Raw genomic sequence first — 24496 nt, 5'->3', positions numbered from 1 at the left:
TCAACCGCCGACCCGCCCGCTGGGCCGTCTGCTGGGCAGACCGCCGAGTTGTCCGCCGAGCCGCCCGCCGAGCAGTTCACCGGGCCGTTCGATGAGCCGTTCCGTGGCCGGACCCTCCCGAGACGGAACGTCGGGGACCTGGGTGGTCCAGGTCCTGGTGGTCTTCGTCGTCGGACGTCTGGTCTCCACGGGAATCCTCCTGCTCGCCGCCGCCCGGCAGGGCCCCAGCCCGTGGTCCGGCCCCGCTCCCGGCTACGGCGTCTTCATCAACTACTGGGACAGCGGCTGGTACGAGCGGATCTTCCGGGAGGGCTATCCCGTGGAGCTGCCGCGAGGCGCGCTCGGCGCCGTCGAGCCCAACCAGTGGGCCTTCTACCCCCTCTTCCCGGGCCTCGTCCGTGGCCTCGACGCGGTGACGGGACTGGGCTGGGGGATCGTGGCACCGAGCGTGGCACTGGCAGCGTCCGCCGGAGCCTCGCTGGCGATCTACAGGCTCTTCCGCCTCCGCGCCGGTCACGGGACGGCCCTGGCAGGCGTCGTCCTCGTCTCCCTCGCACCCGTGGCAGCCGTCCTGCAGGTCCCCTATGCCGAGTCCCTCCTGCTGCTCCTGCTGGCATGGGCTCTGCACCTCGTGTCCACGCACCGCTATATTGCGGCGATGCCCGTGGTGGTGCTCATGGGACTGGCGCGCCCGGTGGGCGTACCGTTCGCGCTCGCCATCGGGATCCTCTTCCTCCACGCGGTCTGGCGCGCCCGTACCGGTAACGGGTCGGCCGAGCGCCACGATGCGACCGGGCAGCTGCTGCCCCTGTTCCTCCTCGGCGTGGTGTCCTCCCTGGCGGCGATCACCTGGCCGATGGCGGCCTGGTTCGTGACGGGGGAGCGCGACGCGTACGTGGCGACGGAGACGGCCTGGCGAGCGGAAGCACTCGTACCCTTCGTGCCCTGGTTCGCGAGGCCGGCCGCGCTGCTCGGACCGGTGGCCGCAGGGCTCCTCCTGCTCGCACTCCTGCTCGCCGTGGCAGGTCTCCTCCTGACCCCGGTCGTGCGGTCCCTCGGTCCGGTCCTGTGGTCGTGGTGCGCCGGGTACATGCTCTATCTGGCGGCCTTCTGGGATCCCCAGTCGAGCACCTGGCGGATCCTCCTGCCGCTGTTCCCGCTCGCGCTCGCCGCCGCCCACCGCGGACCACGCCCGCTGTGGCTCCTGGTGCCTGTCTCGGTGGTGCTCCAGGTCGTCTGGGTGGACTGGCTCTGGGGCTGGACCCCGTCGGGGCTGGACGGGGATTTTCCGCCCTAGGCCCGGCGGATGTGATCCACGCCCCATCCGAATTAGCAGGTGCACGGCTTGTGCTGAATAATGGAGACGATGACGTGCACCGCCGGCCCCCTCGGGAACCGGCACGGGGCACCGCTTACTGATGCGTCGACCGCTGCTGGCGGTTGCGCCCTGTTGAAAGGGATTCCCCTATGGCTGCCATGAAACCGCGTACCGGCGATGGACCGATGGAAGTCACCAAGGAGGGGCGCAGCCTCATCATGCGGGTCCCGATCGATGGCGGTGGCCGTCTGGTCGTCGAGCTCAACGCGGAGGAGGCGGGCAAGCTCAAGGACTGCCTCCTGACCGTCACCACCTAGGGCCGCTGCCGGGCCGGGGAACACCGGCCCGGGTGGTCAGGAGCGCTGCTTCACGGCCAGGAGAAGTCCCGTACCGGTGGGCAGGAGCGCCGAGACCAGGGCCTCGTTCTCGCGGACCAGCCTGCCGACCTGGCGGAGGGTGGTCGTGGAGGCCTCGCGTACTGCGGGCTCGGGCACCCGGTCCTGATCGAGGGCGTCGTTGACGATGAGCATGCCGCCGTACTTCAGCAGCCGCGTGGCCTGCTCCACGTACCCAGGGAGTCCTGCCTTGTCGGCGTCGAGGAACACGAGGTCGTAGGCCCGGTCCGTCAGTCGCGGCAGCACGTCCGAGGCCCGCCCGGAGATCGTACGGGTGCGGTTGGTGGGGATGCCCGCTTCCGCGTAGGCCTCCCTCGCCGCGCGAAGGTGGTCGACGTCGGCGTCGATGGTGGTCAGGACGGCCTGGCGCCCGAGCCCCCGCAGCAGGCAGACGCCGGACACTCCCGCACCCGCCCCGACCTCGACGGCGGTGGAGGCCTTCGACGCGGCAGCGAGGACGGTCAGGGCGGCGCCGACCGCGGGCGTGACCGGCGAGACCCCGAGTTCGTGGGACCGCTCGCGCGCCCGGAGGAGGATGTCGTCCTCGTCGGGGAGCCCTTCCGTATAGGACCAGCTGCTGTGTTTGTCGGCGGCCATGGACTTCCCTTCGTTCTACGCCGCGCGGGAGTTGCCCTGCACGCGGTCGGTGGTTGGTGGCGGGCCGGGGCCCGGACCCAACACTACTGTGCCGTGCACGCCTCCGAGGGGGAGCCTGCCCTGCAGCGGACCTCCTGTCCCGACGTGACCGGCGGGTCCGGGGACCACGGACCGGGTACGACCGGGGCTGCCAGCCAGTTCCCAGCTTGGTGCGAAAGTCTTCTGGTGCTGGACATCCACCAGCGGAGCAGTGCCGAATCACTGCTGGGACCGACCGGCTCCGGGTAGGAGCGGCCGAGGTCCTTCCGGGAGTTCGGGCGAGAAGGGGCACATGATGTCTAGCGTTGAGACGAGACAGCCGGATGTGGAGAGCGTCGACGGAACGGACGCGCCCGTCCTCGACGAGCACGGCAACCCCTGGGTGGCACCCTCCTGGGAGGACGTCGTCACGAACTACTCGCCCAAGGTGTATCGCCTCGCGTACCGGCTCACCGGCAACAAGTTCGACGCCGAGGATCTCACGCAGGAGGTCTTCGTGCGTGTCTTCAGGTCCCTGGCGAAGTTCAGGCCCGGCACGCTGGATGGCTGGCTGCACCGGATCACCACGAACCTGTTCCTCGATCAGGCCCGGCGCAGGACCCGCATCCGCTTCGACGGTCTGACCGAGGAGGCGGAGAGCCGGCTGGCCAGCAGGCACCCCGGTCCCGAGCGCAGCTTCGAGTTCAACAACCTGGACATCGACGTGCAGGCGGCGCTCGAGGAACTGCCCCCGGACTTCCGCGCCGCCGTCGTCCTGTGCGATCTCGAGGGCCTGGCCTACGACGAGGTGGCGCGGGCACTCGGGGTCAAGCTCGGCACTGTCCGCTCACGGATCCACCGCGGGCGGACGATGCTCCGTGCCAAGCTCGCACACCGTGATCCCCGGCCCGCCGGGGGCAGCGGCACCTCGCTCGGCGTGCCGCGGGTCGCCGGTCTGGGGTAGCGCCGTGTTCCATCCGCGGCGTTCCCTGCAGGACCTCGTGGACGGTGAGCTGTCCGACCGGAGGAGGCTCGCCGTCGAGCGCCATGTCCACCTCTGCGGGCCCTGCACGGCAGCTGTGGGCCGGCTGCGTGGTCACAAGAGCGCCCTCCTCGGGCTGCAGCGTCCGTCCCTCGATCCGGACTTCCAGCGCCGGCTCCTCTCCGGCACGGCACGCCCTCCCTGTGCCTCGGAGGTCCCGGAACCCGCCCCCGCCCCAGGGTCCTCCGAGGTCCATGAGTTCGCCGACGTCCATGGGTCCACCGACGTCCACGGGTCCACGCACGTCCTCGGATCATCTGATGGTCGTCGCCCGGACGACGGTCGCCGGGGCCCCGCAGCCCCCGCGCACCACCGGTCCCGCCGCGCGCCGGGTCGCGGTCGCGGGTTGATCGCCGCGACCGCCGTCTCGGCCGTCGTGGCTGCGGCGGTCCTCGGCAGCGCCTACGTGGCGGGAGCCCCGCAGCAGGCGACGGCGGGAGCCGCCGGTCCGACGGCGCTGCGTGCCGGCTGGGAGTCCATGGTGCCCCGAACACCGACTGCCCTCGATGCCGACCAGCTGGAGACGCTGCGGGCGGAGGGATGGGCGTGTCCCGCGCTGACGTCCCTCGGCTTCACGCTCAGGAGCGCCGGAGGTATGAGCATGGGCGGGATGCCCACGCTCCGGCTCGTCCTGGAGCGCGACGGGGACGAGGTCACCGTCTACGAGCAGCGGAAGGTCGACGGGACAGATGGTGCGACGACGGCGGAGCCGGTGAACGCAGCGACCGGCAGGACGGTCGAGCAGGACGGCTTCGACCACGTGGGCGGTGTGGGGCGTGATCTCTGGGTCCGCTCCGGAGACCCCTGGGTCGTCGTGCTCGATTCAGCCACGGTCACCTACACGGTGGTCTCCGAGCTGCCACCCGCTGCCATGCCGCAGACGCTCAACCGGCTCGTCACCACGGACTACGCCCGACTGTCGACGCCGTCCCGTCAGGAGGGCTCCACGCTGGACCGGATCATGCGGGGGCTGTCTGTCATGACACACCCGCAGGAGCGCTGATCAGGGCCGGCTGCGGGCACGGATCCGGCGTCGGGCGGGCCTGCGGATGCGGTACGTCACCTGCGGGAAGGTAGGCTTCTCGCGTGTTGGGAATCAATGGCCTCGAACTGGTGGTCCTCGCGATCATCGCCGTCGTGGTGCTCGGCCCCGAACGCCTCCCCGAGTACGCCGCCCAGTTGGCGAGGCTCGTGCGGAGCCTGCGGCGCATGGCCACCGGGGCGCGTGAGCAGCTCCGGGAAGAGGTGGGTCCGGAACTCGACGAGGTCGACTGGCGCAAGCTCGATCCGCGCCAGTACGACCCACGGCGCATCATCAAGGAGGCGCTCCTCGATGACATGGAGGACGTCTTCAAACCCGTGAGCAGCGGAGCGCCGACCGCTGTTCCGGCGGCCGCTCCCGCGGCGGCCCTGCAGGTGGGCCCGGGCCCGTCGGTGCCGCTGGGACCCCGGCTGGTGCCGGGGGCGGCCGCCCCCTACGATCCGGAGGCCACCTAGCCCGACCGGCGGGTGGTCGCACAGATCCTGCCCGGGACGCTCCTGCGGCTCAGGCGACCGTGACGGGGAGCGTCAGCCCCTCGAGGCCGCGCGGGCGCCCGGCGAGGAGAGCGGCGATCCTCACCAGTTCGTCCCTCGCCGCGGAGGATCCGGTCCCGAGCACGAGGGGCAGGCCCTCGTCCCCGCCCTCGCGCAGTCTCTGCTCGAGGGGGATGCTGCCGAGCAGCGGTACCTCGGTCGACAGCGTGTCGGCCAGCCGGGAGGCCAGCAGGGCACCCCCACCCGCTCCGAAGAGCTCGAGCCGCCCGCCGTCGGGCAGTTCGAGCCAGGACATGTTCTCGATGACCCCGGCGATGCCCTGCCCGGTCTGCGCGGCCATGGCTCCCGCACGCTCGGCCACACTGGCGGCGGCGCTCTGCGGGGTGGTGACGACCAGGAGCTCGGCGGAGGGGAGCAACTGGGCCACCGAGATCGCGATGTCACCCGTGCCGGGTGGCAGATCGAGGAAGAGGGCATCGAGGTCGCCGAAGTAGACCTCGGTGAGGAACTGCTCCAGGGCGCGGTGCAGCATGGGGCCGCGCCAGGAGATGGGCTGGTTGCCCTCGACGAACATGCCGATGGAGATCACCTTCACGCCGTGCGCGACCGGCGGCAGGATGAGTTCGTCCACGCGTGTGGGCTGCTGGCTGATGCCCATGAGCGCCGGGACGGAGAAGCCGTAGATGTCGGCGTCGACGATCCCCACCCGGAGCCCGCGTGCCGCCATGGCCACCGCGAGGTTGACCGTCACGCTCGACTTCCCGACGCCACCCTTGCCGCTCGCCACGGCGTAGACCCGGGTCAGCGACGTCGGATCGGCGAACGGGATGCCGCGCCGGCCACCGGGGCCCTTGAGCTGGTCCTTCAGGGCGTCACGCTGCTCCTGGTTCATCACCCCGAGGTCCACCACCACCTCGTCCACGCCCTCGACGCGCGACAGCGCTGCCTCGGTGTCGTCGGTGATGGTGCCACGCAGCGGACACCCGGCGATCGTGAGCAGGATCCCGACGCGCACGGTGCCGCCCTCGACGGCGACCGACGCGACCATGCCGAGCTCGGTGATGGGACGGCGCAGCTCGGGGTCGATCACCGTGGCGAGCGCGTCGCGTACCGCCTGCTCGCTGGGCGGGGGGAAGATCACCGCGACTGTCTCCTCCCCGCGGGCTGCACCCTCGGCGTGGCGGCGGTGTCCGAGGACTTCCGCGGCTTGCGCCGCTGCAGCATCAGTTCCTGGCCGTCCGCCGTCTCCAGGACCTCGTCCAGGACGGACCGCAGTTCGGAGCGGACGTAGTCGCGGGTGGCCACCTCCCGCAGGGCGATGCGCAGCTCGGCGATCTCGCGGGTCAGGTACTCGGTGTCGGAGAGATTGCGTTCCGCGCGCTGGCGGTCCTCCTTGAGCGAGACGCGGTCGCGGTCGTCCTGGCGGTTCTGGGCCAGGAGCAGCAGGGGAGCGGCGTAGGAGGCCTGCAGCGAGAGCATGAGCGTCAGCAGCGTGAACCCGATCGCGGCGCTGTCGAAGCGCAGGCCCTCCGGTGCCAGCGTGTTCCACAGCAGCCACACCGCGCAGAACACGGTCATGTAGAACAGGAACTGGGGCGTGCCCATGAAGCGCGCGAAGTTCTCGGTGGCGCTGCCGAACGCGTCCGGGTTCGGACGCAGGCGCGGCAGGAGGCGCATACGGCTCTCGCGGGGCATGTCCAGCCCACTCGAACTCGACCTGATCCTCTCAACCACGGCGTTCACCTCGCTTCGCTTCCGATGCATCGTCCTGTGCCCGCCAGTCGTCGGGCAGCAGATGGTCCAGGACGTCGTCGACCGTGACGGCGCCGACGAGTCGACCCTCGGTACTGATGACGGGAACCGAGTTCAGATTGTAGGTCGCGAGGATCCGCGAGACGTCGCTCACGGCGGCCTGGTCACCGACGGCCTCCAGATCCGTGTCGATGATGTTGCCCAGCGGTTCCGGTGGGGGGTACCGCAGCAGCTGCTGGATGTGGACCACGCCGAGGTAGCGCCCCGTGGGGGTCTCGAGCGGTGGGCGGCAGACGAAGATCGCCGACGCGAGGGCGGGAGTGAGCTCCTCGCGGCGCACATGGGCGAGGGCCTCCGCGACGGTGGCTTCCGGCGGCAGGATGACCGGGACCGTGGTCATCAGCGATCCTGCCGTGTCCTCCTCGTACTCGAGCAGGCGACGCACGTCCTCGGCGTCCTCCGGCTCCATGAGCTGCAGCAGTTCCTCCTTCTCGGCCTCGGGCAGTTCGTTGAGGAGATCGGCCGCGTCGTCGGGGTCCATCTCCTCGAGGACGTCCGCCGCACGCTCACGCGTCAGCGAGGACAGGATCTGGACCTGGTCGTCGTCGGGCAGTTCCTGCAGCACGTCCGCCAGACGGTCGTCCTGCAGCTCCCCGGCCACCTCCACGCGGCGCTTGTCGTTCATCTCGTGGAGGGCGTCGGCGAAGTCGGCGGCCTTCAGATCCTCGTGCTGCGCCACGTACTGGGACGCGCCCTGCGGCTCGCTCGCGGGGCCGTGGAAGGCGTCGAGCCAGTCGATGATCAGGCGCTCCCCACCGCGGCGCAGGCCGCGCAGGGGCGAGGTGGAGGACCCACCGCGGCGCACGTACAGCTGCGAGACGTGCCAGTCGCCACTGCGATCGCGTTCCATGGCGCTGTCCTCCACCACGGCACTGCCGCTGCCGTCACGGAGCGTGAGGCGCCGGTCGAAGAGCTCGGCGACCACGAGCATCTCGGCCCCGCGCTGTTCGAACCGCCGGAGGTTGACGAGCCCTGTGCAGATGATCTGGGAGGCGTCCATCGAGGTGATGCGGGTCATCGGGACGAACACCCTCTTCTTGCCGGGGACCTCCACGACGAGACCCACCACCTGGGGCGGGCCGGCGGCACCGCGATCGAGCACGACGGCGTCCCGGAGGCGGCCCAGGCGGTCTCCGAGCGGGTCGAAGACGTCCAGGCCCAGGAGCCGGGCGACGAAGACGCGGGTCGGATTTGTAGTCACCGCCCTAGGCTATCGGGCACGCTCGCGCCGACCGGCATCGGAGTCCTGCCGCGTCGGGGAACCGGCGGCGTTCACCAGCGGCGATACCACTGTCCCGGCGACGGGCCGTGGGCCAGAATAGGACTCATGTCGACGCCACTTGGAACCACCGCCTCCCGCGACCAGGGCCGAACCCTGCCCACGGGCGAGATCATCGGCCGCTACACGAGTTACCTCGATGCGCAGAAGGCGGTGGACTATCTCGCCGATCACAAGTTCGCCGTGCAGAAGGTCGCGATCGTCGGCAACGACCTCAAGGCGGTGGAGCGCGTCACCGGACGGCTCAGCTATCCGCGCGTCGCCCTGGGCAGCGCAGCCACGGGTGCCTGGTTCGGTCTCTTCGTTGGCCTCATCCTGAGTCTGTTCGCCGGGAGCGAGTCCGGCATCACCATCACGTCCTCGATCGCCCTCGGTGCCATCTTCTGGCTCCTGTTCGGCGTGATCACCTACGCCTTCCAGCGCGGCAAGCGGGACTTCACCTCCACGAGCCAGGTCATCGCGACCAGCTACGACGTCCTCGTGGACCCCACCCTCGCAGCCGAGGCGCGCAAGCTGCTGCAGCAGCTCCCCATGCAGGGCCAGGCCCAGCACCCGGTCGCCGGCTCCACCGGGTGGCAGGGCCAGCGGCCTTCCCAGCCCGCGCCCGACCGGCCGGCCCAGTGGAACGATCCCTTCGCCGGCCAGCAGCCACCCGCGCTGCCGCCGCAGCCCGCCCAGGACCCGGTCACCGCCGACCAGACCGCCGGACCGGGGACCAGCGGGCCGCGTCGTGGCCAGTTCCCCGATCTCCCGGACGGCCGGCCCCAGTACGGGGAGCGCGTCGAGGATCGCCCGGCCGGCGATCCGGCACAGCAGTCCGAAGGGCGCGGCGGACAGTCCCCGGCGGACGACGCCGAGCGCGGTGGATCGTCCGCACCGGAGCGCCGCAGCTGAACGGATCCTGATCAGCAGCTCGACCGATCAGAAGCTCGACGCGGGCGGCACGCACCGGCGTCGGGAGACACGGAAGGCAGGGACCTCGAGGTCCCTGCCTTCCGTCGTCCGGCCCGGTGGCGGAGCGGACGCTACTCGCCGGTGCTGCCCCAGATCCCGGCGATCCAGTCCTCGACGTCGTCGGGGTTGCGGGGGAGCGCGGCGCTCAGGTTGACGGGTCCGTCGGCGGTCATCAGGATGTCGTCCTCGATCCGCACGCCGATCCCGCGGTACTCCTCCGGGACGGCGAGATCCTCGGCCTTGAAGTACAGACCCGGCTCGATCGTGAAGACCATGCCCTCCGTGAGGACGCCGTCCAGGTAGAGCTCACGCTTGGCCTGGGCGCAGTCGTGGACGTCCATGCCGAGGTGGTGGCTGGTGCCATGCGGCATCCAGCGGCGGTGGTGCTGGCCGTCCGGTGCCAGGGCCTGGTCCAGTGACACCGGCAGCAGACCCCACCGGTCCAGGTTCTCGGCGAGCACCGTCACGGCCGCATCGTGGATCTCGCGGAACTTCCGACCGGGCTGGGCGGCGGCGAACCCGGCGTCGGCCGCGTCGAGCACGGCCTGGTAGATGGCGCGCTGCGTGTCCGTGTACGTGCCGTTGATGGGGATGGTCCTGGTGATGTCCGCGGTGTAGAGGCTCTCGGCCTCGACGCCGGCGTCCAGCAGCAGGAGCTCGCCGGCCTTGACCTGGCCCGTGTTGCGGATCCAGTGCAGCGTGGTGGCGTTGTTGCCGGCGGCGGCGATCGTGTCGTACCCGAGGTCGTTGCCCTCCTCCCGGGCCCGCGTGAAGAACGCACCCTCGACGACGCGCTCACCGCGTGGGTGGGAGATGGCCCGCGGCAGGGTCCGGATCACCTCGTGGAAGCCGTCCACGGTCGCAGCCACCGCGGCCTCCATCTGCTCGATCTCCCACGGGTCCTTGATGAGGCGCAGTTCGGAGAGAAACTCGGCGAGCATGGCATCGAGGGCGTCCGCCTTCTCGAGGTCCACCCCGGTGTTGATGCGCGAGGTGTCCACCAGGGCATCCGCGGCCGGGTCCACCTCGCGGAGGAGCCGGATGCCGATGCCGCCGATCTCGGCCACCCCGGCGTCCTTGGTGATGGCGACCTCCAGCTCACCGAGGTCGGCGGTGGCGAGATCCAGCTGGGCGTTCAGCTGCGCCATCGACGGACGACGGCCGATCCAGAACTCGCCGTACCGGGCGTTGGCGTAGAACTCCGCGCTGTCCCGGCCCGCGAGCTCACGGAAGTAGAGCCGGGCGGTGTGGTTCCCGCCGTCGTCGCCCTGCCCGTGCTCCACCGGCTCGAGCACCAGCATGGCGTCGGGCTCGTGGTCCAGGCCGAGACCGGTCAGGTGCGCGAACCCGGAGTGCGGCCGGTAGCGGTAGTCGGTGTCGTTGGAGCGCACCTTGAAAGGCCCCGCCGGAACGACCACGCGCTCGCCGGGGAAGCGGTCGGAGACGGCGCGCCGGCGTCGTGCGGCGTGCTCCGCCACGGGCGACCTGTCCGGGAGTGTCGCGGTGTCGGGCGCCCATTCACTGGCCATGAACGCCTTGAAGGCGTCGGAGTCGGGGCGCTGCGACCGGTTCTCGTTGCGGTCGGACAGGGGCTGGCCCTCCGGCGAGTCGGTGGGGTTGTGGGCTGCGGAATCGATGTCGGCGGTACTCATCCTGCCATCGTCTCACCGCTGTGACCGGGCGGGGAAGTCCGGCCCCGCGGGCATGGACCGAGATGCCGCCGCCGGCGCGTAGATTGGACCCGGTGAGGATCGACCTGCATACGCACTCCAACGTCTCGGACGGCACAGAGGACCCGGAGGTCCTCATCGGATCCGCCGCGGCCGCCGGGCTGGACGCCGTCGCACTGACCGACCACGACTCGACGGCGGGGTGGGACCGCGCGCGGAGTGCGGCGCACGGACTGGGGATCACGTTCATCCCGGGCATGGAGGTCTCCTGCCGGACGGACACGGGTATCAGCGTGCACATGCTCTCCTATCTGCACGACCCGCTGCATCCGGGCCTGCACGCGGAGATCGAACGCTCCAGGACGGCGCGGCTGACCCGTGCCCGGCGCATGGTGGACCTGATGTCGGTGGACTATCCCATCAGCTGGGACCTCGTGGCGCAGCACGTGAGCGAGGGCGCCACGGTGGGACGGCCCCACATCGCCGACGCGCTGGTGAGCCTGGGGATCGTCCGGACCCGCTCGGAGGCCTTCCAGAGCGTCCTCACGGCGCGCTCACCCTACTGGGTCAGCCACTACGCGCCGCACCCTGCCGAGGCCGTCGGTCTCATCCGTGCTGCCGGAGGGGTCCCGGTGTTCGCCCACCCCTCGGCGTCCAACCGGGGTGCGGTGGTGGGTGGCGCGGATCTGGAGGAGATGATCGACGCCGGCCTGCTGGGTCTCGAGGTGGAGCACCGGGACAACCCTGCCGCCGCGCAGGTGGCACTGCGCAGGATCGCGCGCGAGCGGGGACTGCTCGTGACGGGCTCCAGCGACTACCACGGCAGCGGGAAGCCGAATCTGCTGGGCGAGAATCTGACCGCCCCGGAGGTGCTCGAGGCCATCCAGGGTCTGGCGACGGGTACCGCCACAGGCGCCGCCCCCTGAGTCCCCAGCCGTGAGTCCCCAACCGTGAGTCCCCAACCGTGAGTCCCCAACCGTGAGTCGCAGCTCATGAGTCCCGAGCCCGGAGGACGGCCTCCCCGAGGGTAACTCAGAGCCAGGGGGTCAGGCGCGCGTTCATGACGTCGATGGCCTGCGGGTTGCTGTCCACGCAGACGAACCGGCGCCCCAGTTTCCCGGAGACGGCGCCGAGGGTGCCGGAGCCTGCGAAGAAGTCCAGCACCCAGTCGCCCTCGCGACTGCTCGCCGCGACCACCCTCCGCAGCAGCCCCTCGGGCTTCTGGGTGGGATAGCCGGTCTTCTCCTTCCCGGTGGGGGACACGATGGTGTGCCACCACACGTCCGTGGGGAGCTTCCCGCGTGCGGCCTTCTCCGGCGTCACGAGCCCGGGTGCCATGTAGGGTTCCCGGTCCACAGCCTGACTGTCGAAGTGGTAGGTGGACGGGTTCTTCACGTACACGAGGATGTTGTCGTGCTTGGCGGGCCACTTCCGCGTGGTCCGCGCACCGTAGTCGTAGGCCCAGATGATCTCGTTGAGGAAGCTGTCGCGGCCGAACAGGGCGTCCAGCATCACCTTGGCGTAGTGCACCTCGCGGTAGTCGAGGTGCAGGTAGAGCGTGCCGTCGTCGGCGAGGAGGCGCCACGCCTCGATGAGCCGTGGGGCCAGGAAGTCCCAGTAGTCCTCGAACGCGTCGTCGTAGCTCGCGAGGGTCCCCTTGACCGTCGAGTAGGACAGTCCCTTGAAGCCCACCCGGTCACCGGCGCCCGCCTCGGCGCGCCGCATGCTCAGCTGCTGCCGGCGCTGCACGCGCCCGGTGTTGAAGGGCGGGTCCACGTAGACGAGGGTGAAGGCGGCATCCGGCAGGGTGGGCAGGAACTCCGCGTTGTCGGCGTGCACCACCAGATTGGCGCCGTCACCGCTCCAGGAGGGCAGCGGTGACGGCGCGGGGAGTCCACTCACGGAGAGCTAGTCCTCCGTGCCGCCGGCGGACTTGGCGACGACCTCGCCGTTGCGCCGCCGGGTCCGGCTGCGACGGGGACGCTCGCCCGAGGGCGCCTCGCCCTCGCCGACCGGTCGGCGGCGACGACCCGACGTCTCGGTGCCGGCCGGGTCCGTCGTCGCCCGGTTGTCCGATGCCCTCTTGTCCGATGCCCGGTTGTTTGATGCCCTGGTGTCCGTTGCCGGGCTGTCCGCCGAGGCGGCCTCCGCTGCACGATCGCCACCGCGCCCGCGCCCGCGCGATCCACGCGATGCCTCGCCGCCCTGCCCGGAGCGTCCTCCTGTTCCGCTGTCACCCGATCGGCTGCCACCCGATCGGCTGCCACCCGATCCGCGACCGCCCGAGTCGCGCCCGCCGGACCCGCGACCTGCGGAACGGTCCTGGCCGGTGGGTGCGCCGCCGCGCTTGCCGGTCTCGCCGAGATCCTCCAGGGCCTCGGCGTCGATGCCGGCGAGCTTGCGCTCCTTGCGCGGCAGGCGACCCTTGGTGCCCTCGGGGATGTCGAGATCCGTGAAGAGGTGCGGCGAGGAGGAGTACGTCTCGATGGGCTCGGGAGTGTCCAGCCCCAGCGCCTTGTTGATCAGTCCCCAGCGCGGGACGTCGTCCCAGTCGACGAAGGTCACGGCAGTGCCCTTCTTGCCGGCACGGCCCGTGCGGCCCACGCGGTGCAGGTACGCCTTCTCGTCCTCGGGGCACTGGTAGTTGATGACGTGCGTGATGTCGTCGACGTCGATGCCGCGCGCGGCCACCTCGGTGGCGACGAGGACGTCGATCTTGTCGCCGCGGAAGGCCCGGAGGGCCTGCTCGCGGGCTCCCTGCCCCAGGTCGCCGTGGATGGCGCCGGCTGCGAAGCCGCGGTCGATGAGTTCCTCGGAGAGCTTCGCGGCGGTGCGCTTGGTCTTGCAGAAGATGATGGCGCGTCCGCGATTCCTCGCCTGCAGGATGCGGGCCACCACCTCGGCCTTGTCGAGGTTGTGCGCCCGGTAGATGACCTGGCGGATGTCCTTCTTGGTGATGCCCTCGTCCTCGGGATCCGCAGCGCGGATGTGCGTGGGCTGGGTCATGTAGCGGCGGGCCATCGCGATCACGGGGCCGGGCATCGTCGCCGAGAAGAGCAGCGTCTGGCGCACGGGCGGGGTCGCGGCGATCAGGGTCTCGACGTCGGGCAGGAAGCCGAGATCGAGCATCTCGTCGGCCTCGTCGAGCACCACGATCTTGACGTTCTTCAGCACCAGCAGCTTCTGCCGGTAGAGGTCGATCAGGCGTCCGGGGGTACCGACCACGATCTCGACGCCCTGCTTGATGGCCTCGATCTGCGGCTCGTAGGCTCGGCCGCCGTAGATGGTGACGATGCGCGCGTTGCGCTTCTTCGCCGCCGTCGTCAGGTCCCCGGCGACCTGCACGGCGAGCTCACGGGTGGGGACCACCACGAGGGCCTGCGGCGCGCCGGGCACGGGCAGCTTCTCGTAGCCGGGATCCTCGGGCCCCACGACCCGCTGGATCGCCGGGATGCCGAACCCGAGCGTCTTGCCGGTGCCGGTCTTCGCCTGCCCGATGATGTCGTGCCCGCCGAGCGCGATGGACAGCGTCATCGCCTGGATGGGGAAGGGGTGGATGATCCCGGCGTCGGCCAGCGACTCGACGATGTCGGGCCGCACGTTGAAGTCGGCGAAGGTCTCGACGACCTCCGCGTGCGGCTCGTCGGTGGAGACCAGGGTCTCCTCGACGTCGATGGCGTCCGGGGCGTCGTCGGCGACGAGGTGGTGTGCATCCGAGGCCGGGGGAGTGTCTGTGGTGTGTTCTGTGTTCTGCACGTTCTACCGTTCATTTCAGGCCGTGCGGCGGCGAAGGCTCGACGCACCGGACCGACTTCGGGCGGGGCGGAGCGTATCGACGGGCGCAGGGCGTCCAGTGGAAGCCGATCGCGGGCTTGCGACTGCGTGCGGGCGGGGGAGTAGGACCTGCGCCTGCGGGAAAACTCGGGATCGAGTAGGTTCTGCGGGTTATCGAGGACGTGATAACGACCGGGCATCCATTACTACGCTGTCAACTCTACCCCGCCAGCCCCCGCCGGGCGTCATTCCGGGCCGCGTCGATCACGCGTCGGCCGGCTTCACCTCGAAGCGCAGGCGACGGCGCGCGATGTCCGCCTCCAGCAGGACCACGGTGACCCGTTCTCCCGCCACCAGCTCGCCGTAGCAGACCGCCTCGAGGACGGGATCGGTCACCTGGACGACGCCGGACGGGCGGGGCGCCTGCCTGCCGGGGGCGTCCTCGGCGGCCGGTGGGGACCCCTGCAGCACGACGGCGGGGAACGCCTCGCCGATCCGCCCGCTCAGCAGCGCTGCCTGGACCGCGTCGAGCGCGCCGGAGTCGAGCCGGGACGCGACCTGGGCCGAGGACGCCATGACGGACCCCAGAGCGGGCAGCGCCCGCCGCGCCCACCCGGGTACTTCCTCCCCGGCGCACAGCGCCGCGCAGATCACGAGGACGAAGCGGTCCACGAGCCGCCTGATGGGTGCGGTGGTGTGGGCATAGGGTGCGGCGATCGCCGACTGGACGGTGTCCTCGGGCACCTCGCCGTCGAACACGGTGTACCCGGCGCCGCGGAAGAGCGCGGCGGCCGCATGCATGAGGGCGAGCTGCCGGGGCTCGCCGACGTCGAGGGTGCGCAGGAAGGCCCCGTACGGCAGCTCCTCGGGCCACGGATGCCCGAGGGCCTCGGACTGCAGGCGGAACTTCCTGAGCGCGCCGTCGTCGGGCGCGGGCATGGTGCGGAGGATCCCGATGCCGCCGTCGAGCATGATGCGTGCTGCAGCCATGCCGGTCATCAGGGAGAGCTGCGCGTTCCAGTCCTCGCAGGGCCGGGCGGGCTCGGTCACGATGGCGTACCGTCCGCCGTCGTGGGTGATCTCCTGGCGCGGCAGGGTCAGACCGGCACCCCCGCGCTCGAGCTCCAGCCGGATGCGGCGCCGACCGATCTCCTCGAGGAGGCGGAACTGGTGGTCCGTGGTCCCCGCATCGATCGCGGACTGCACCTCGGCATACGTGAGCTGCCGCCGGCTCCTGATGGTGGCGCGGCGGACCGAGACGGAGCCGACAGCTCCCGCGGCGTCGAGCCGGAAGTGCCAGACGAACGCCGGGCGGTCCTGTCCCGGCAGCAGGCTCGCGGCTCCCTCGGAGATCACGTCCGGGTGCAGCGGGATCCGGCCGTCCGGGGCGTACATGGTCTGGCCGCGGAGCCGGGCCTCGAGGTCGACGGCGCCCTCAGCCGGCACGAAGCCGGGAAGATCGGCGATGGCGTACCGCACGTCGTAGCCGGCTCCGTCCGCACCGGCACGTCCGAGGTGGATGGCCTGGTCCAGATCGGTGGAGCCGGGCGGATCGATGGTCAGGAAGGGCAGCTCCCGCAGATCCTCGGCCGGGGGACGGTGGGCGGTCACCGCGGCGGCCGCCTCCCGGAGGACCTCCTCGGGGAAGTCCTCACGCAGATCGAGTTCCGCGCGCAGCAGGCTCAGCGAGCGGGCGAGGAGTGATTGCGTGTCCTGCTCGGGATCCGGTGGCTTCGCTGGCACGGGGTTCACGGTAACGCACATCACGGACAGCGGCCCCGGGACGGCGCAGCAGCGTGGCATCCCGGGCCGGTCCGACGGCTTGCCGCTCCCCGGCGATTGCGTACTCTTAGCAGCATGAACAACGGCGCCCCCGACAGCATGGCCCCTCCTGCCGCCGAGTCGCGGAATGCCTCGGAGGCAGGTCCCTCAGCTCCTGCGGACGGAGTGGGGATCGGCGAGGATCCGTTCGACAATCCCCACTACGTCCGCTTCGTCGCGGATCTGCTCGGCGCGATCGCCTACGCGGAGCTGTCCGGATTCGAGCGGCTGTCCTCCGATGCGAGGTTCTCGCCGAGCCTCGCCGATCGTGCGAGCCTCGGGCGGCTCGCGGTCCAGGAGTTCGAGCACTTCGAGCTCGTGGGCCGGTTCCTGGACGGGTTGGGCATCACCGTCGAGGACGCCATGACTCCGTTCTGCGCCTCCATCGACTCCTTCCACGAGCGGACGCGGCCGGGCGACTGGTACGAGTCGCTCATGAAGGCGTACGTCGTCGATGCCTTCTCGCGGGACTTCTACCGTTCGCTGGCGCACAACCTGGACGCCAGGACCCGCGAGCTGATCGCCGTCATCGACTCGGGGGACGCCGCGGAACACCTCCGGGGCCGGCTGAAGGAAGCCCTCTCCGCCGATCCGCGGCTCGCGTCACGCTGCGCCCTCTGGGGTCGGCGGCTCGTGGGAGAGGCCCTGACCCAGGCGCAGCGGGTGGGCATCGAGCGGGAGAATCTCGCGGGACTGCTCTTCGCCGGCGAGGACGGCCCCACCCAGCCCAGCGGGACGTTCTTCTCCGAACTCACGCGCAACCACTCCCGGCGGATGAGCGCCCTCGGCCTGACGGCGTAGCCGGATGCAGGAGGGCCCGCACCCGACCGGGTAGGTCTGGTGCGGGCCCTCCTGCTGCCGGGCAGGGTCGGACCCGACCGGGTAGGTCTGGTGCGGGCCCTCCTGCTGCCGGGCGGGGTCGGAACGTGGGATCAGAGTGCGCCGAAGCCCACGCGCCGGGTCTCCTCGGCGCCGATCTCCACGTACCCCAGGGCCGACGTCGGGACGATGACCTGGCGGCCCTTCGAGTCCTTGAGGCGGAGGTCGCCGCCGTCGCCCATGGCCTTGGCCACCAGCTCGGCGATGGCGTCGGCGCTCTCGGTGGAATCGATGACGATCTCGCGGTTGATGTTCTGGATACCGATCTTGATTTCCACGGCGCGTGCCTCCTGTGTAGTGTTCCTGATGCTCTCTGGAACCTACTCTAGATCTCCTTGGGGAAGCGGCTGATTCCGCGCCAAGCTAAACGGTAGATCAGCTCGGCGGCGGCATCGATGTCGAGGCTGCCGTCGGTCTCGAGCCAGTAGCGGGCGCTGATCTGCGCCATCCCGGCGAGGCCCCGGCCCAGGAGGGTCGCCTCGACCCTGGACAGCTGGGTGTCGTCGGCGATCACGTCCGCGATGGCGCTCGCGAAGTGGGCGTTGAACGCCTCCAGACGACTGCTGACGTCGGGCTCGTTGCTGATGTCGGATTCGAAGACCAGTCGATGCGCCCGGCTGTCCTGGGCGATGAACTGGAAGTACGCGCGCATGGTCGCGTGGACGCGCAGATCGTTGTCGTCGGTGGAGCGGAGCGCATCGATCAACAGCTCCGTCAGTTCCGCGAGGTGGCTGTCCAGCAGGGCCAGGTACAGGTCGCGCTTGCCGGGGAAGTGCTGGTAGAGCACCGGCTTGCTGACCCGGGCGGCATCGGCGATGTCGTCCATGGCGGCCCCGTGGTAGCCGTTGCCCACGAAGACCGCCTGTGCCGCTGCCAGGAGCTGACGTCGACGCTCGTCCCGCGGGAGCCGTACGGCGCGTCCGGTGGTCGGTTGTGCACTCACGTAGGGGTCCTCAGCTGTTGCGATCGGGTAGCGCCAGTTTACCGGCCGGTCCCGCGGTGGCATCGCCGCGTCGATGCGCCATACCCTTGGGTATGACTGTTTCCGGACCCCTGGCCCACGTCGCCGTGCCGCCGTCGGCGGACAGCCCGGCAGGGCTTCCTCCGCTGGTGGAGCCGGTCGGCACCCTGTCCCGGGAGGAGGCGGAGCGCTACTCCCGGCACCTGATCATTCCCGGGTTCGGGATGGAGGCGCAACTGCGCCTCCGGCAGGCACGTGTCCTCGTGATCGGAGCCGGGGGGCTGGGTTCCCCGACGCTGCTCTACCTCGCGGCAGCGGGTGTGGGCACGCTCGGCATCGTGGACGACGACGACGTCGAGCTGTCGAACCTGCAGCGCCAGGTCATCCACGGCATGGCCGACCTCGGACGGTCGAAGGCCGAATCCGCACGCCTGAGCGTCGCGGAGGTGAATCCGCTCGTCGAGGTGGTGCTGCACGAGCAGCGGCTGGAGCGCTCGAACGCTCTCGAGCTCTTCTCCGGGTACGACCTCATCATCGACGGCACCGACAACTTCGCCACCCGGTACCTCGTCAACGACGCCGCCGCGATCCTGGGCCAGCCGTACGTGTGGGGTTCGATCCTGCGCTTCGACGGACAGGTCAGCGTCTTCTGGCAGGGTCACGGACCCACCTACCGGGATCTCTTCCCCGAGGCGCCGCCGGCGGGGTCCGTGCCGTCGTGCGCGGAGGGCGGTGTGCTCGGGGTCCTGTGCGCGCAGATCGGCTCCGTGATGGTCAACGAGGCGATCAAGCTCATCACGGGTGTGGGAACCACCCTGCTCGGCCGGGTGCTGGTCTTCGACGCGCTCGCGATGAGCTGGCGGGAACTGCGCGTCCGGCCGGACCCGACCAGCCCGCCCATCACCGAACTCGTCGACTACGAGCAGTTCTGCGGCCTGCCCTCCGCTGCGACCGGCGCGGCGGACACGGTGGCAGCCGATCCGGACGCGGCAGTACCGGTGGTCTCCGTGGACGATCTCGCGGAGCTCCTCGCGGCGCGCTCCGAGGGCCGGGCGGATTTCGACCTGCTGGACGTGCGCAGTCCCGAGGAGTACGCGATCGTGAGTATCCACGGCGCCGTGCTCGTCCCGAAGGCGCGGATCCTCGACGGCGAGACCGTCGTCGATCCCGCGCGGACGGCGTACGTGCACTGCAAATCGGGGGTCCGGTCGGCGGAGGTGGTCCGGTTCCTCCGCGGCCGGGGGCACACCGACGTCCACTCGGTGGAGGGCGGCATCACGGAGTGGGTCCGCAGGATCGAACCGGACAAGCTCACGTACTAGACGGGCCCGCGTACTGGATGGGCCCGTGTACTGGACGGGCCCGTGTACTGGACCGACTCACCTACTGGTCGGACTCACGTACCGGCGGAACCCACGTAGTGAAGCGGTGCGAGCGGCGCCGACGATACCCACGTACCGGAGGTCATTCCCGTCGTCGAAGCCCATGCCGAGGAAGTCGCGGCTCAGGCTCCGCGCGCGGGACGACCCAGGTCCACCGGGCATGCCGCGTCCGCGGCGCCGTCGCCGGGCACTGCCCGGGGAGGCCGGCCTGCGGTGGCGCTCGGTGCGCCGGACTGCGCCACATCGATCCCGTACAGGGCTTCGAGCGCTGCCTCGTAGTCCTCTTGGCGTCCCTCGGCGGCGAGTTCACGTGCCCGCACGGTGGGCACGTGCAGGAGCTGGCGCACCATGCGGCGCAGCGCGAACTCCACCTCCTCCGCGGCGGCCGTGCAGCCGTGCTGGGCACGGACGCGCTCCATCTCGGAGTCCAGCACCGATTGCGTGTGGCGGCGCAGGGCCACGATCGAGGCGTTCATCGCGCGTGCACCCTGCTGTTCCTCGAAGGCGCGTGCCGCGTCCCGCACGAGGTCGCTCGCCTGCACCAGGGAATCGGCCTGCTCGTCGGGGGCAGCTGCGCGGACCGATTCGAGCGTGATGAGCTCGACGTCGTCGAGCAGTCCTACGGCAGGGTCGAAGTCGTGGCTCAGGGCCAGGTCGATCACGAGCAGCGGCGAGGTGCTGTCGGCGCGCACGCGCTCGAGGTCGGCGGCGTCGATGCGGGCGTCGCTGCCGCTGCACCCGATGACGACGTCGGCCTGCGCCAGGGCGCCGGCCAGCCCGGCGGCGGAGACGGCGGTGCCACCGCGGGATGCGACGAAGGCCTCGGCCCGGCCCGAGGAGGAGAAGACGGAGATGTCGGTGCAGCCCCTGTCCTTCAGCGCCGCGACGGTCGCTCCGGCGTAGGCGCCCGTCCCGAACAGGACCACCGACTTCCGGGACCAGTCGGGGTCGGCCGAGAGGTCGCTGCCCAGCTCGAGGGCCACGGAGACGATCGAGCGTCCGCGGGAGCCGAGGGCGGTCTGCGCTCCCACGTCCTTGGCGGTCTTCGAGGCCGCCTGGAACAGGCGCACCAGGGAGCCGCTGGCCGCACCGGAGCCCTGCGCCTCGATGAGGGCCCGCCGCACCTGCCCCGCGATCTCCCGCTCGCCGATCACGGCGGAGTCGAGGCCGGCGCCGACGGCGAAGAGGTGCTCCGCCACGTCCTGCCCGGTGTGGGTGCGGAAGGAGGAGGAGACGGACTGCTCGGGGATGCCGGAGTACTCGCTGATGGTGGAGATGATCGCCGAGCGGGCGGCCTCGACGTCCTCCGCGGACGGCGCCTCGGCATAGATCTCGAAGCGGTTGCACGTGGCCAGGACGACGGCGCCCGCGACGGACCTGTCGTCGGCGAGCACCACCGACGGGACCTGGGGCGCTCCGACGCTGAGTCGGGCTACGGTTTCCAGGTCCACATCCGAGTGGGTCGCTACGAGTGAAAGAAGTACCACAGTGACTTCAGCATACCGAGGTCCCCTCCCATTCCCTGAATAGGTTGGCCTTACCCGGGAGGGTATCCCGCGCCGATCCGCGGGACCCGTGGTACCCGAGGCGAAGTGATCTTGCGCACGGGAGCGGCGCTGCAGGGCTGGGCCGCCTCCACCGGTTAACGCTCCGCAGGGATCTTCGGCAGAATCGGGTGCATGGACCTTGGAGCATCGCACCCGCTGGTCGACGGACGTACGTCCGACTCGGCACTCATCCGCGCCTACCGGGGCCAGCGGCCGCACCGGCGCCCCGTGTGGTTCATGCGCCAGGCCGGGAGGTCACTGCCCGAGTACCGCGCCCTGCGTGAGGGCACCGACATGCTGCAGTCCTGCCTCGTCCCGGAGCTGGCCTCGGAGATCACGCTGCAGCCGGTCCGGCGGCACGACGTCGACGCGGGCATCTTCTTCTCCGACATCGTCATCCCGCTCAAGCTCGCCGGTGTGGACGTGGACATCGTTCCCGGTGTGGGGCCGGTCCTCGGCTCACCGATCCGCTCGGCCGCCGACGTCGCCGCCCTGCCGCGCCTCACACCGGAGGCCCTCGAGCCCATCCGGCAGGCCGTGGCACTCACCGTGGAGCAGCTCGGGTCGACGCCGCTCGTCGGGTTCGCCGGAGCCCCCTTCACCCTCGCCGCCTACATGGTCGAGGGCAAGCCGTCCCGGGACCATCTCGGGCCGCGCACCATGATGCACGCGGATCCCGACACGTGGCGGGCCCTCACCGAGTGGGCCGCGGACGCGTCCGGCATGTTCCTGCGCGCCCAGCTCGAGGCAGGCGCCAGCGCAGCCCAGCTCTTCGATTCCTGGGCGGGCTCGCTCTCGCTGGCCGACTACCGCACCCATGTGGCGCCGGCCTCCCGTCGGGCCCTGGACCACGTGCGCGGCCTCGGCGCGCCCCTGATCCACTTCGGCACCGGCACCTCCGAACTGCTCGTCGCGATGCACGACGTCGGGGTGGACGTGATCGGCGTCGACTACCGGCTGCCGCTCGACGAGGCCGACCGGCGCCTGGGCGGTACCGTACCGCTGCAGGGCAACATCGACCCGGCCCTGCTCCCCGCACCGTGGCCCGTCCTCGAGCGGCACGTCCGGGACGTGCTCGCCGCCGGGGCCGCGGCACCGGGACACGTGGTGAACCTCGGGCACGGCGTACCGCCCGAGACGGATCCCGCCGTGCTCACGCGCGTCGTGGAGCTCATCCACTCGCTGGAGCCCTAGCCGTGACCGGGCGCGCCGACGCCGCAGCCCGGGACCACGCGGGTCCGGCGCGGCAGCACAGCGCCGTGGTGATCGGCGGGGGTATGGCGGGCCTGCTGGCCGCGCGCACGCTGCTCCGGCGCGGGGTCCGGGTGACCCTGCTGGAGCGCTCCAACCGTTTCGGGGGCACCGTGGACGGTCGGGTGCTCGGAGGTCTCCGGCTCGACAGCGGCGCGGAATCCTTCTCCACGCGCTCCGCGACCGTGCCGGCACTGGCCGCCGAGCTCGGCCTGGGTGAGCGGCTCGTGACACCCGAGGCGACCGGCGCCTGGGTCCAGCTACCCGGACCGGACCTGCAGGCGTCCGCCCTGCCGCTGCCGAACTCCGGGGTGCTCGGGATCCCGGCGGATCCCACCGATCCCCTGATCAGCGCCATGATCTCCCCGGAGGGAGCGCGGCGCGCCGCGCAGGACGGCGTCCTGCCGGTGGGCTCCCTCGCCACCCGGGCGGGTGTCAGCCTCGGAGAACTGGTCCGCACCCGCATGGGCGACGAGATCCTCGCGCGGCTCGTGGCTCCCGTTGCGGGCGGGGTCTTCTCCGCCGACCCCGACGATCTCGACGTCGACTCCGTGGCACCGGGACTCCGCGCGACGATGGCGCGGCTCGGATCGCTGGGGGCCGCCGCAGGTGCTCTCCGCGCGGCGGCCCCGGCCGGCGCGGCGGTGGGCGGGATCGACGGCGGGATCGCGCTCCTGCGCGACCGCCTCGTCACCGACCTCGAGGCCGCCGGGGCTCGGCTCTGGACGGGGGAGGAGGTCACGGACCTGACGAGCACCGGGAACGGCTGGAGCGTCATGACCGGCCGCGCGGGAGCGCAGCGGCGCCTCGTCGCCGACGGCGTGGTCGTCGCCACCGAGGGCAGGGCCGCCGTCGACCTGCTGTCCCCGGGCCTGCCGGCCCTGGCCGCGGAACGGCCCGCTCCCGTGCCGGGCGTGGCCCTGGTGACCCTGCTCGTGGACCTCCCCGCACTCGACGTCCGGCCGCGGGGCACGGGGGTGCTCGTGGCGCGCGGCGTCGAGGGGGTCGCCGCGAAGGCACTCACGCACTCCACCGCCAAGTGGGCGTGGCTGCGCGAGCAGGCCGGCCCCGGGCGCCACGTGCTGCGCCTGTCCTTCGGACGCGTGGGGGACCGTCCCGCCGACGTCGGCATCGCGAGTGACGACGACGTCCTGCTCCGCCATGCCCTCGCCGACGCCTCCGCGCTCCTGGGCATCCCGGTCGGGCCGGCGGACGTGCGCGATCACGACGTGGTGCGCTGGGCCGGCGCCCTGCCGCACGCCGCCGTGGGGCACCGCGAGCGGGTGGCCCGGATCAGGGCCCTGCTGGCGGACCATGCGGTCTCCCTCGCCGTCACCGGCGGGTGGCTCGCGGGGACGGGACTCGTGGCGGTCATCGACGACGCGCGTGCCCGGGCGGAGGCGCTCGCGGACGCCCTGCCGGCCGGAGCGGGAGGCGATGGGTCGGGACCTCCCGTGTGATGTTCGTCGCTTCTACGAACGGTAGAAGAAAAAGATTTCGGATCGTCTCCGGACAGGGGCAAACTGTAGTCATGACTGAGCCAACCGGTAGCAACCCCACCCACGCCGCACAGCAGACCGGAGCGGGCGACGACGCCCCCGGTGAACTCTTCTACACCCTCTGGACCGTTTTCCGGCGCAGTGGTGGCCCAGCTGACGCCGAGGTCGCGGGACTCGAGGAGGCCCTCGCCGGCTTCGAGCAGGACGGCGTGGTGCTCCGCGGGTTCTACGACGTCTCCGCCATGCGGGCCGGCGCCGACGTCATGGTGTGGTTGCACGGACCCCGGGCCGAGGACCTGCAGGCAGCCGTCCGGAAGCTCCGCCGCACCGGGGCCTTCGCCGGAGCCGAGATCGAGTGGTCCGCCATGGGCGTGCACCGGGACGCCGAGTTCTCGAAGTCGCACAGCCCGGCGTTCTCCCGGGGCGTGGCGCCGGCCGAGTGGGTGTGCGTGTACCCGTTCGTCAGGTCCTACGAGTGGTACATCCTTCCCATGGAGGAACGCCGCGAGATGCTCATGGACCACGGCATGAAGGGGCGCAAGTACCCGCAGGTCCTCTCCAACACGGTGTCGTCCTTCGCCCTGAACGACTACGAATGGATCCTGGCACTCGAGGCCCCCGACCTCGTGGACCTCGTGGACCTCATGCGGCACCTCCGGGAGACCGAGGCCCGCCGCCATGTGCGCGAGGAAGTGCCGTTCTTCACCGGCCGGCGGATCACCCACCACGAGATTGCAGAGGTACTCCAGTGACCACTCAGG

Annotated in this window: 23 protein-coding genes; 12 read left to right on the top strand and 11 right to left on the bottom strand. The window is 71.1% G+C overall.

Annotation, left to right across the window (positions count from 1 at the left end):
- Positions 1–103 precede the first annotated feature (103 nt).
- On the top strand, positions 104–1297 hold the full coding sequence (locus Q0747_RS02335; RefSeq protein WP_298251636.1) for a hypothetical protein: 1194 nt from the start codon (positions 104–106) through the stop codon (positions 1295–1297).
- A gap of 170 nt (positions 1298–1467) precedes the next feature.
- Positions 1468–1635: a DUF3117 domain-containing protein gene (locus tag Q0747_RS02330; protein WP_087076540.1), complete on the top strand. Its 168-nt coding sequence runs from the start codon at positions 1468–1470 to the stop codon at positions 1633–1635.
- A gap of 36 nt (positions 1636–1671) precedes the next feature.
- On the opposite strand, the gene Q0747_RS02325 is transcribed toward Q0747_RS02330, so the two are convergent.
- Positions 1672–2310, bottom strand: a complete 639-nt coding sequence (locus tag Q0747_RS02325; protein ID WP_298251635.1) for an O-methyltransferase — start codon at positions 2308–2310, stop codon at positions 1672–1674.
- 331 nt (positions 2311–2641) lie between these two features.
- Here Q0747_RS02325 and sigE point away from each other — a divergent pair, with 331 nt between their 5' ends.
- The 3 genes from sigE (at position 2642) to Q0747_RS02310 (ending at position 4867) form a co-directional block, all read left to right on the top strand.
- Positions 2642–3292: an RNA polymerase sigma factor SigE gene (gene sigE, locus Q0747_RS02320; protein WP_298251634.1), complete on the top strand. Its 651-nt coding sequence runs from the start codon at positions 2642–2644 to the stop codon at positions 3290–3292.
- A gap of 4 nt (positions 3293–3296) precedes the next feature.
- Complete coding sequence (locus Q0747_RS02315; RefSeq protein ID WP_298251633.1) at positions 3297–4373, top strand: anti-sigma factor; 1077 nt, start codon at positions 3297–3299, stop codon at positions 4371–4373.
- An 83-nt stretch (positions 4374–4456) separates the two neighbouring features.
- Positions 4457–4867, top strand: a complete 411-nt coding sequence (locus Q0747_RS02310) for a twin-arginine translocase TatA/TatE family subunit (protein WP_298251632.1) — start codon at positions 4457–4459, stop codon at positions 4865–4867.
- Between the two features lie 49 nt (positions 4868–4916).
- Here the strand turns inward: Q0747_RS02310 and Q0747_RS02305 are convergent, their stop codons facing one another.
- From Q0747_RS02305 to Q0747_RS02295, 3 genes are read right to left on the bottom strand one after another with little or no spacing between them, the layout of a single operon-like run.
- On the bottom strand, positions 4917–6047 hold the full coding sequence (locus tag Q0747_RS02305; RefSeq protein ID WP_298251631.1) for an Mrp/NBP35 family ATP-binding protein: 1131 nt from the start codon (positions 6045–6047) through the stop codon (positions 4917–4919).
- Positions 6044–6601 carry a DUF1003 domain-containing protein gene (locus tag Q0747_RS02300; protein WP_298251630.1) on the bottom strand — a complete coding sequence of 186 codons (558 nt, stop codon included), beginning with the start codon at positions 6599–6601 and terminating at the stop codon, positions 6044–6046. Before Q0747_RS02300 ends, Q0747_RS02305 begins: the two co-directional genes overlap by 4 nt.
- A 31-nt stretch (positions 6602–6632) precedes the next feature.
- Positions 6633–7919 (bottom strand): magnesium transporter MgtE N-terminal domain-containing protein, encoded by a 1287-nt coding sequence (locus tag Q0747_RS02295; RefSeq protein ID WP_298251629.1) that lies wholly within the window; start codon positions 7917–7919, stop codon positions 6633–6635.
- 126 nt (positions 7920–8045) lie between these two features.
- On the opposite strand from Q0747_RS02295, the gene Q0747_RS02290 reads away from it, so the two are divergent.
- Positions 8046–8891 (top strand): general stress protein, encoded by an 846-nt coding sequence (locus tag Q0747_RS02290; protein WP_298251628.1) that lies wholly within the window; start codon positions 8046–8048, stop codon positions 8889–8891.
- 131 nt (positions 8892–9022) lie between these two features.
- Here the strand turns inward: Q0747_RS02290 and Q0747_RS02285 are convergent, their stop codons facing one another.
- Entirely contained in the window at positions 9023–10603 is a 1581-nt protein-coding gene (locus Q0747_RS02285) for an aminopeptidase P family protein (protein ID WP_298251627.1), read from the bottom strand.
- 92 nt (positions 10604–10695) lie between these two features.
- Between Q0747_RS02285 and Q0747_RS02280 the strand changes: the two genes are divergently transcribed.
- The gene (locus tag Q0747_RS02280; RefSeq protein ID WP_298251626.1) at positions 10696–11547 is read left to right on the top strand and encodes a PHP domain-containing protein; all 852 of its coding nucleotides are present in this window, start codon (positions 10696–10698) and stop codon (positions 11545–11547) included.
- 106 nt (positions 11548–11653) lie between these two features.
- On the opposite strand, the gene Q0747_RS02275 is transcribed toward Q0747_RS02280, so the two are convergent.
- The 3 genes from Q0747_RS02275 to Q0747_RS02265 form a co-directional block, all read right to left on the bottom strand.
- Entirely contained in the window at positions 11654–12523 is an 870-nt protein-coding gene (locus Q0747_RS02275; RefSeq protein ID WP_298251625.1) for a site-specific DNA-methyltransferase, read from the bottom strand.
- Positions 12524–12529: 6 nt separating this feature from the next.
- Entirely contained in the window at positions 12530–14296 is a 1767-nt protein-coding gene (locus Q0747_RS02270) for a DEAD/DEAH box helicase (protein ID WP_298251757.1), read from the bottom strand.
- 363 nt (positions 14297–14659) lie between these two features.
- A complete protein-coding gene (locus tag Q0747_RS02265; protein ID WP_298251624.1) occupies positions 14660–16138 on the bottom strand; it encodes an RNB domain-containing ribonuclease in 1479 nt (492 codons plus the stop codon).
- A gap of 114 nt (positions 16139–16252) precedes the next feature.
- On the opposite strand from Q0747_RS02265, the gene Q0747_RS02260 reads away from it, so the two are divergent.
- Positions 16253–17017: a ferritin-like fold-containing protein gene (locus Q0747_RS02260; protein ID WP_298251623.1), complete on the top strand. Its 765-nt coding sequence runs from the start codon at positions 16253–16255 to the stop codon at positions 17015–17017.
- 131 nt (positions 17018–17148) lie between these two features.
- Here Q0747_RS02260 and Q0747_RS02255 read toward each other — a convergent pair whose 3' ends face one another.
- Both Q0747_RS02255 and Q0747_RS02250 read right to left on the bottom strand, forming a co-directional pair.
- A complete protein-coding gene (locus Q0747_RS02255; protein WP_298251622.1) occupies positions 17149–17373 on the bottom strand; it encodes a DUF3107 domain-containing protein in 225 nt (74 codons plus the stop codon).
- Positions 17374–17420: 47 nt separating this feature from the next.
- Positions 17421–18038 carry a TetR/AcrR family transcriptional regulator gene (locus tag Q0747_RS02250; protein ID WP_298251621.1) on the bottom strand — a complete coding sequence of 206 codons (618 nt, stop codon included), beginning with the start codon at positions 18036–18038 and terminating at the stop codon, positions 17421–17423.
- Positions 18039–18130: 92 nt separating this feature from the next.
- Between Q0747_RS02250 and moeB the strand changes: the two genes are divergently transcribed.
- Positions 18131–19378 carry a molybdopterin-synthase adenylyltransferase MoeB gene (moeB, locus tag Q0747_RS02245; RefSeq protein WP_298251620.1) on the top strand — a complete coding sequence of 416 codons (1248 nt, stop codon included), beginning with the start codon at positions 18131–18133 and terminating at the stop codon, positions 19376–19378.
- Positions 19379–19560: 182 nt separating this feature from the next.
- Here moeB and Q0747_RS02240 read toward each other — a convergent pair whose 3' ends face one another.
- Positions 19561–20925 (bottom strand): glutamyl-tRNA reductase, encoded by a 1365-nt coding sequence (locus Q0747_RS02240; RefSeq protein ID WP_298251619.1) that lies wholly within the window; start codon positions 20923–20925, stop codon positions 19561–19563.
- Positions 20926–21117: 192 nt separating this feature from the next.
- Between Q0747_RS02240 and hemE the strand changes: the two genes are divergently transcribed.
- The 3 genes from hemE to hemQ all read left to right on the top strand — a co-directional run bounded on the left by hemE (position 21118) and on the right by hemQ (position 24487).
- The gene (gene hemE, locus Q0747_RS02235; RefSeq protein WP_298251618.1) at positions 21118–22179 is read left to right on the top strand and encodes a uroporphyrinogen decarboxylase; all 1062 of its coding nucleotides are present in this window, start codon (positions 21118–21120) and stop codon (positions 22177–22179) included.
- 2 nt (positions 22180–22181) lie between these two features.
- Complete coding sequence (hemG, locus tag Q0747_RS02230) at positions 22182–23696, top strand: protoporphyrinogen oxidase (protein ID WP_298251617.1); 1515 nt, start codon at positions 22182–22184, stop codon at positions 23694–23696.
- Between the two features lie 71 nt (positions 23697–23767).
- On the top strand, positions 23768–24487 hold the full coding sequence (gene hemQ / locus Q0747_RS02225; RefSeq protein ID WP_298251616.1) for a hydrogen peroxide-dependent heme synthase: 720 nt from the start codon (positions 23768–23770) through the stop codon (positions 24485–24487).
- The last annotated feature ends 9 nt before the right edge of the window (positions 24488–24496 follow it).

Source organism: uncultured Arthrobacter sp., from assembly GCF_947493765.1.
In the GTDB taxonomy this organism is placed as follows: domain Bacteria; phylum Actinomycetota; class Actinomycetes; order Actinomycetales; family Micrococcaceae; genus Arthrobacter_D.
Note: the sequence above shows the minus strand (reverse complement) of the source record. Positions and strands in the feature narration are given on the sequence as shown.

What these genes read in the sequence shown, in the direction of transcription:
- Q0747_RS02330 (WP_087076540.1), top strand. Translation starts at nt 1,468, where the DNA reads ATGGCTGCCATGAAACCGCGTACCGGCGATGGACCGATGGAAGTCACC.
- Q0747_RS02300 (WP_298251630.1), bottom strand. Translation starts at nt 6,601, where the DNA reads ATGCCCCGCGAGAGCCGTATGCGCCTCCTGCCGCGCCTGCGTCCGAAC.
- Q0747_RS02290 (WP_298251628.1), top strand. Translation starts at nt 8,046, where the DNA reads ATGTCGACGCCACTTGGAACCACCGCCTCCCGCGACCAGGGCCGAACC.
- Q0747_RS02285 (WP_298251627.1), bottom strand. Translation starts at nt 10,603, where the DNA reads ATGAGTACCGCCGACATCGATTCCGCAGCCCACAACCCCACCGACTCG.
- Q0747_RS02260 (WP_298251623.1), top strand. Translation starts at nt 16,253, where the DNA reads ATGAACAACGGCGCCCCCGACAGCATGGCCCCTCCTGCCGCCGAGTCG.
- hemQ (WP_298251616.1), top strand. Translation starts at nt 23,768, where the DNA reads ATGACTGAGCCAACCGGTAGCAACCCCACCCACGCCGCACAGCAGACC.
- moeB (WP_298251620.1), top strand. Translation starts at nt 18,131, where the DNA reads ATGACTGTTTCCGGACCCCTGGCCCACGTCGCCGTGCCGCCGTCGGCG.
- sigE (WP_298251634.1), top strand. Translation starts at nt 2,642, where the DNA reads ATGATGTCTAGCGTTGAGACGAGACAGCCGGATGTGGAGAGCGTCGAC.
- Q0747_RS02325 (WP_298251635.1), bottom strand. Translation starts at nt 2,310, where the DNA reads ATGGCCGCCGACAAACACAGCAGCTGGTCCTATACGGAAGGGCTCCCC.
- hemE (WP_298251618.1), top strand. Translation starts at nt 21,118, where the DNA reads ATGGACCTTGGAGCATCGCACCCGCTGGTCGACGGACGTACGTCCGAC.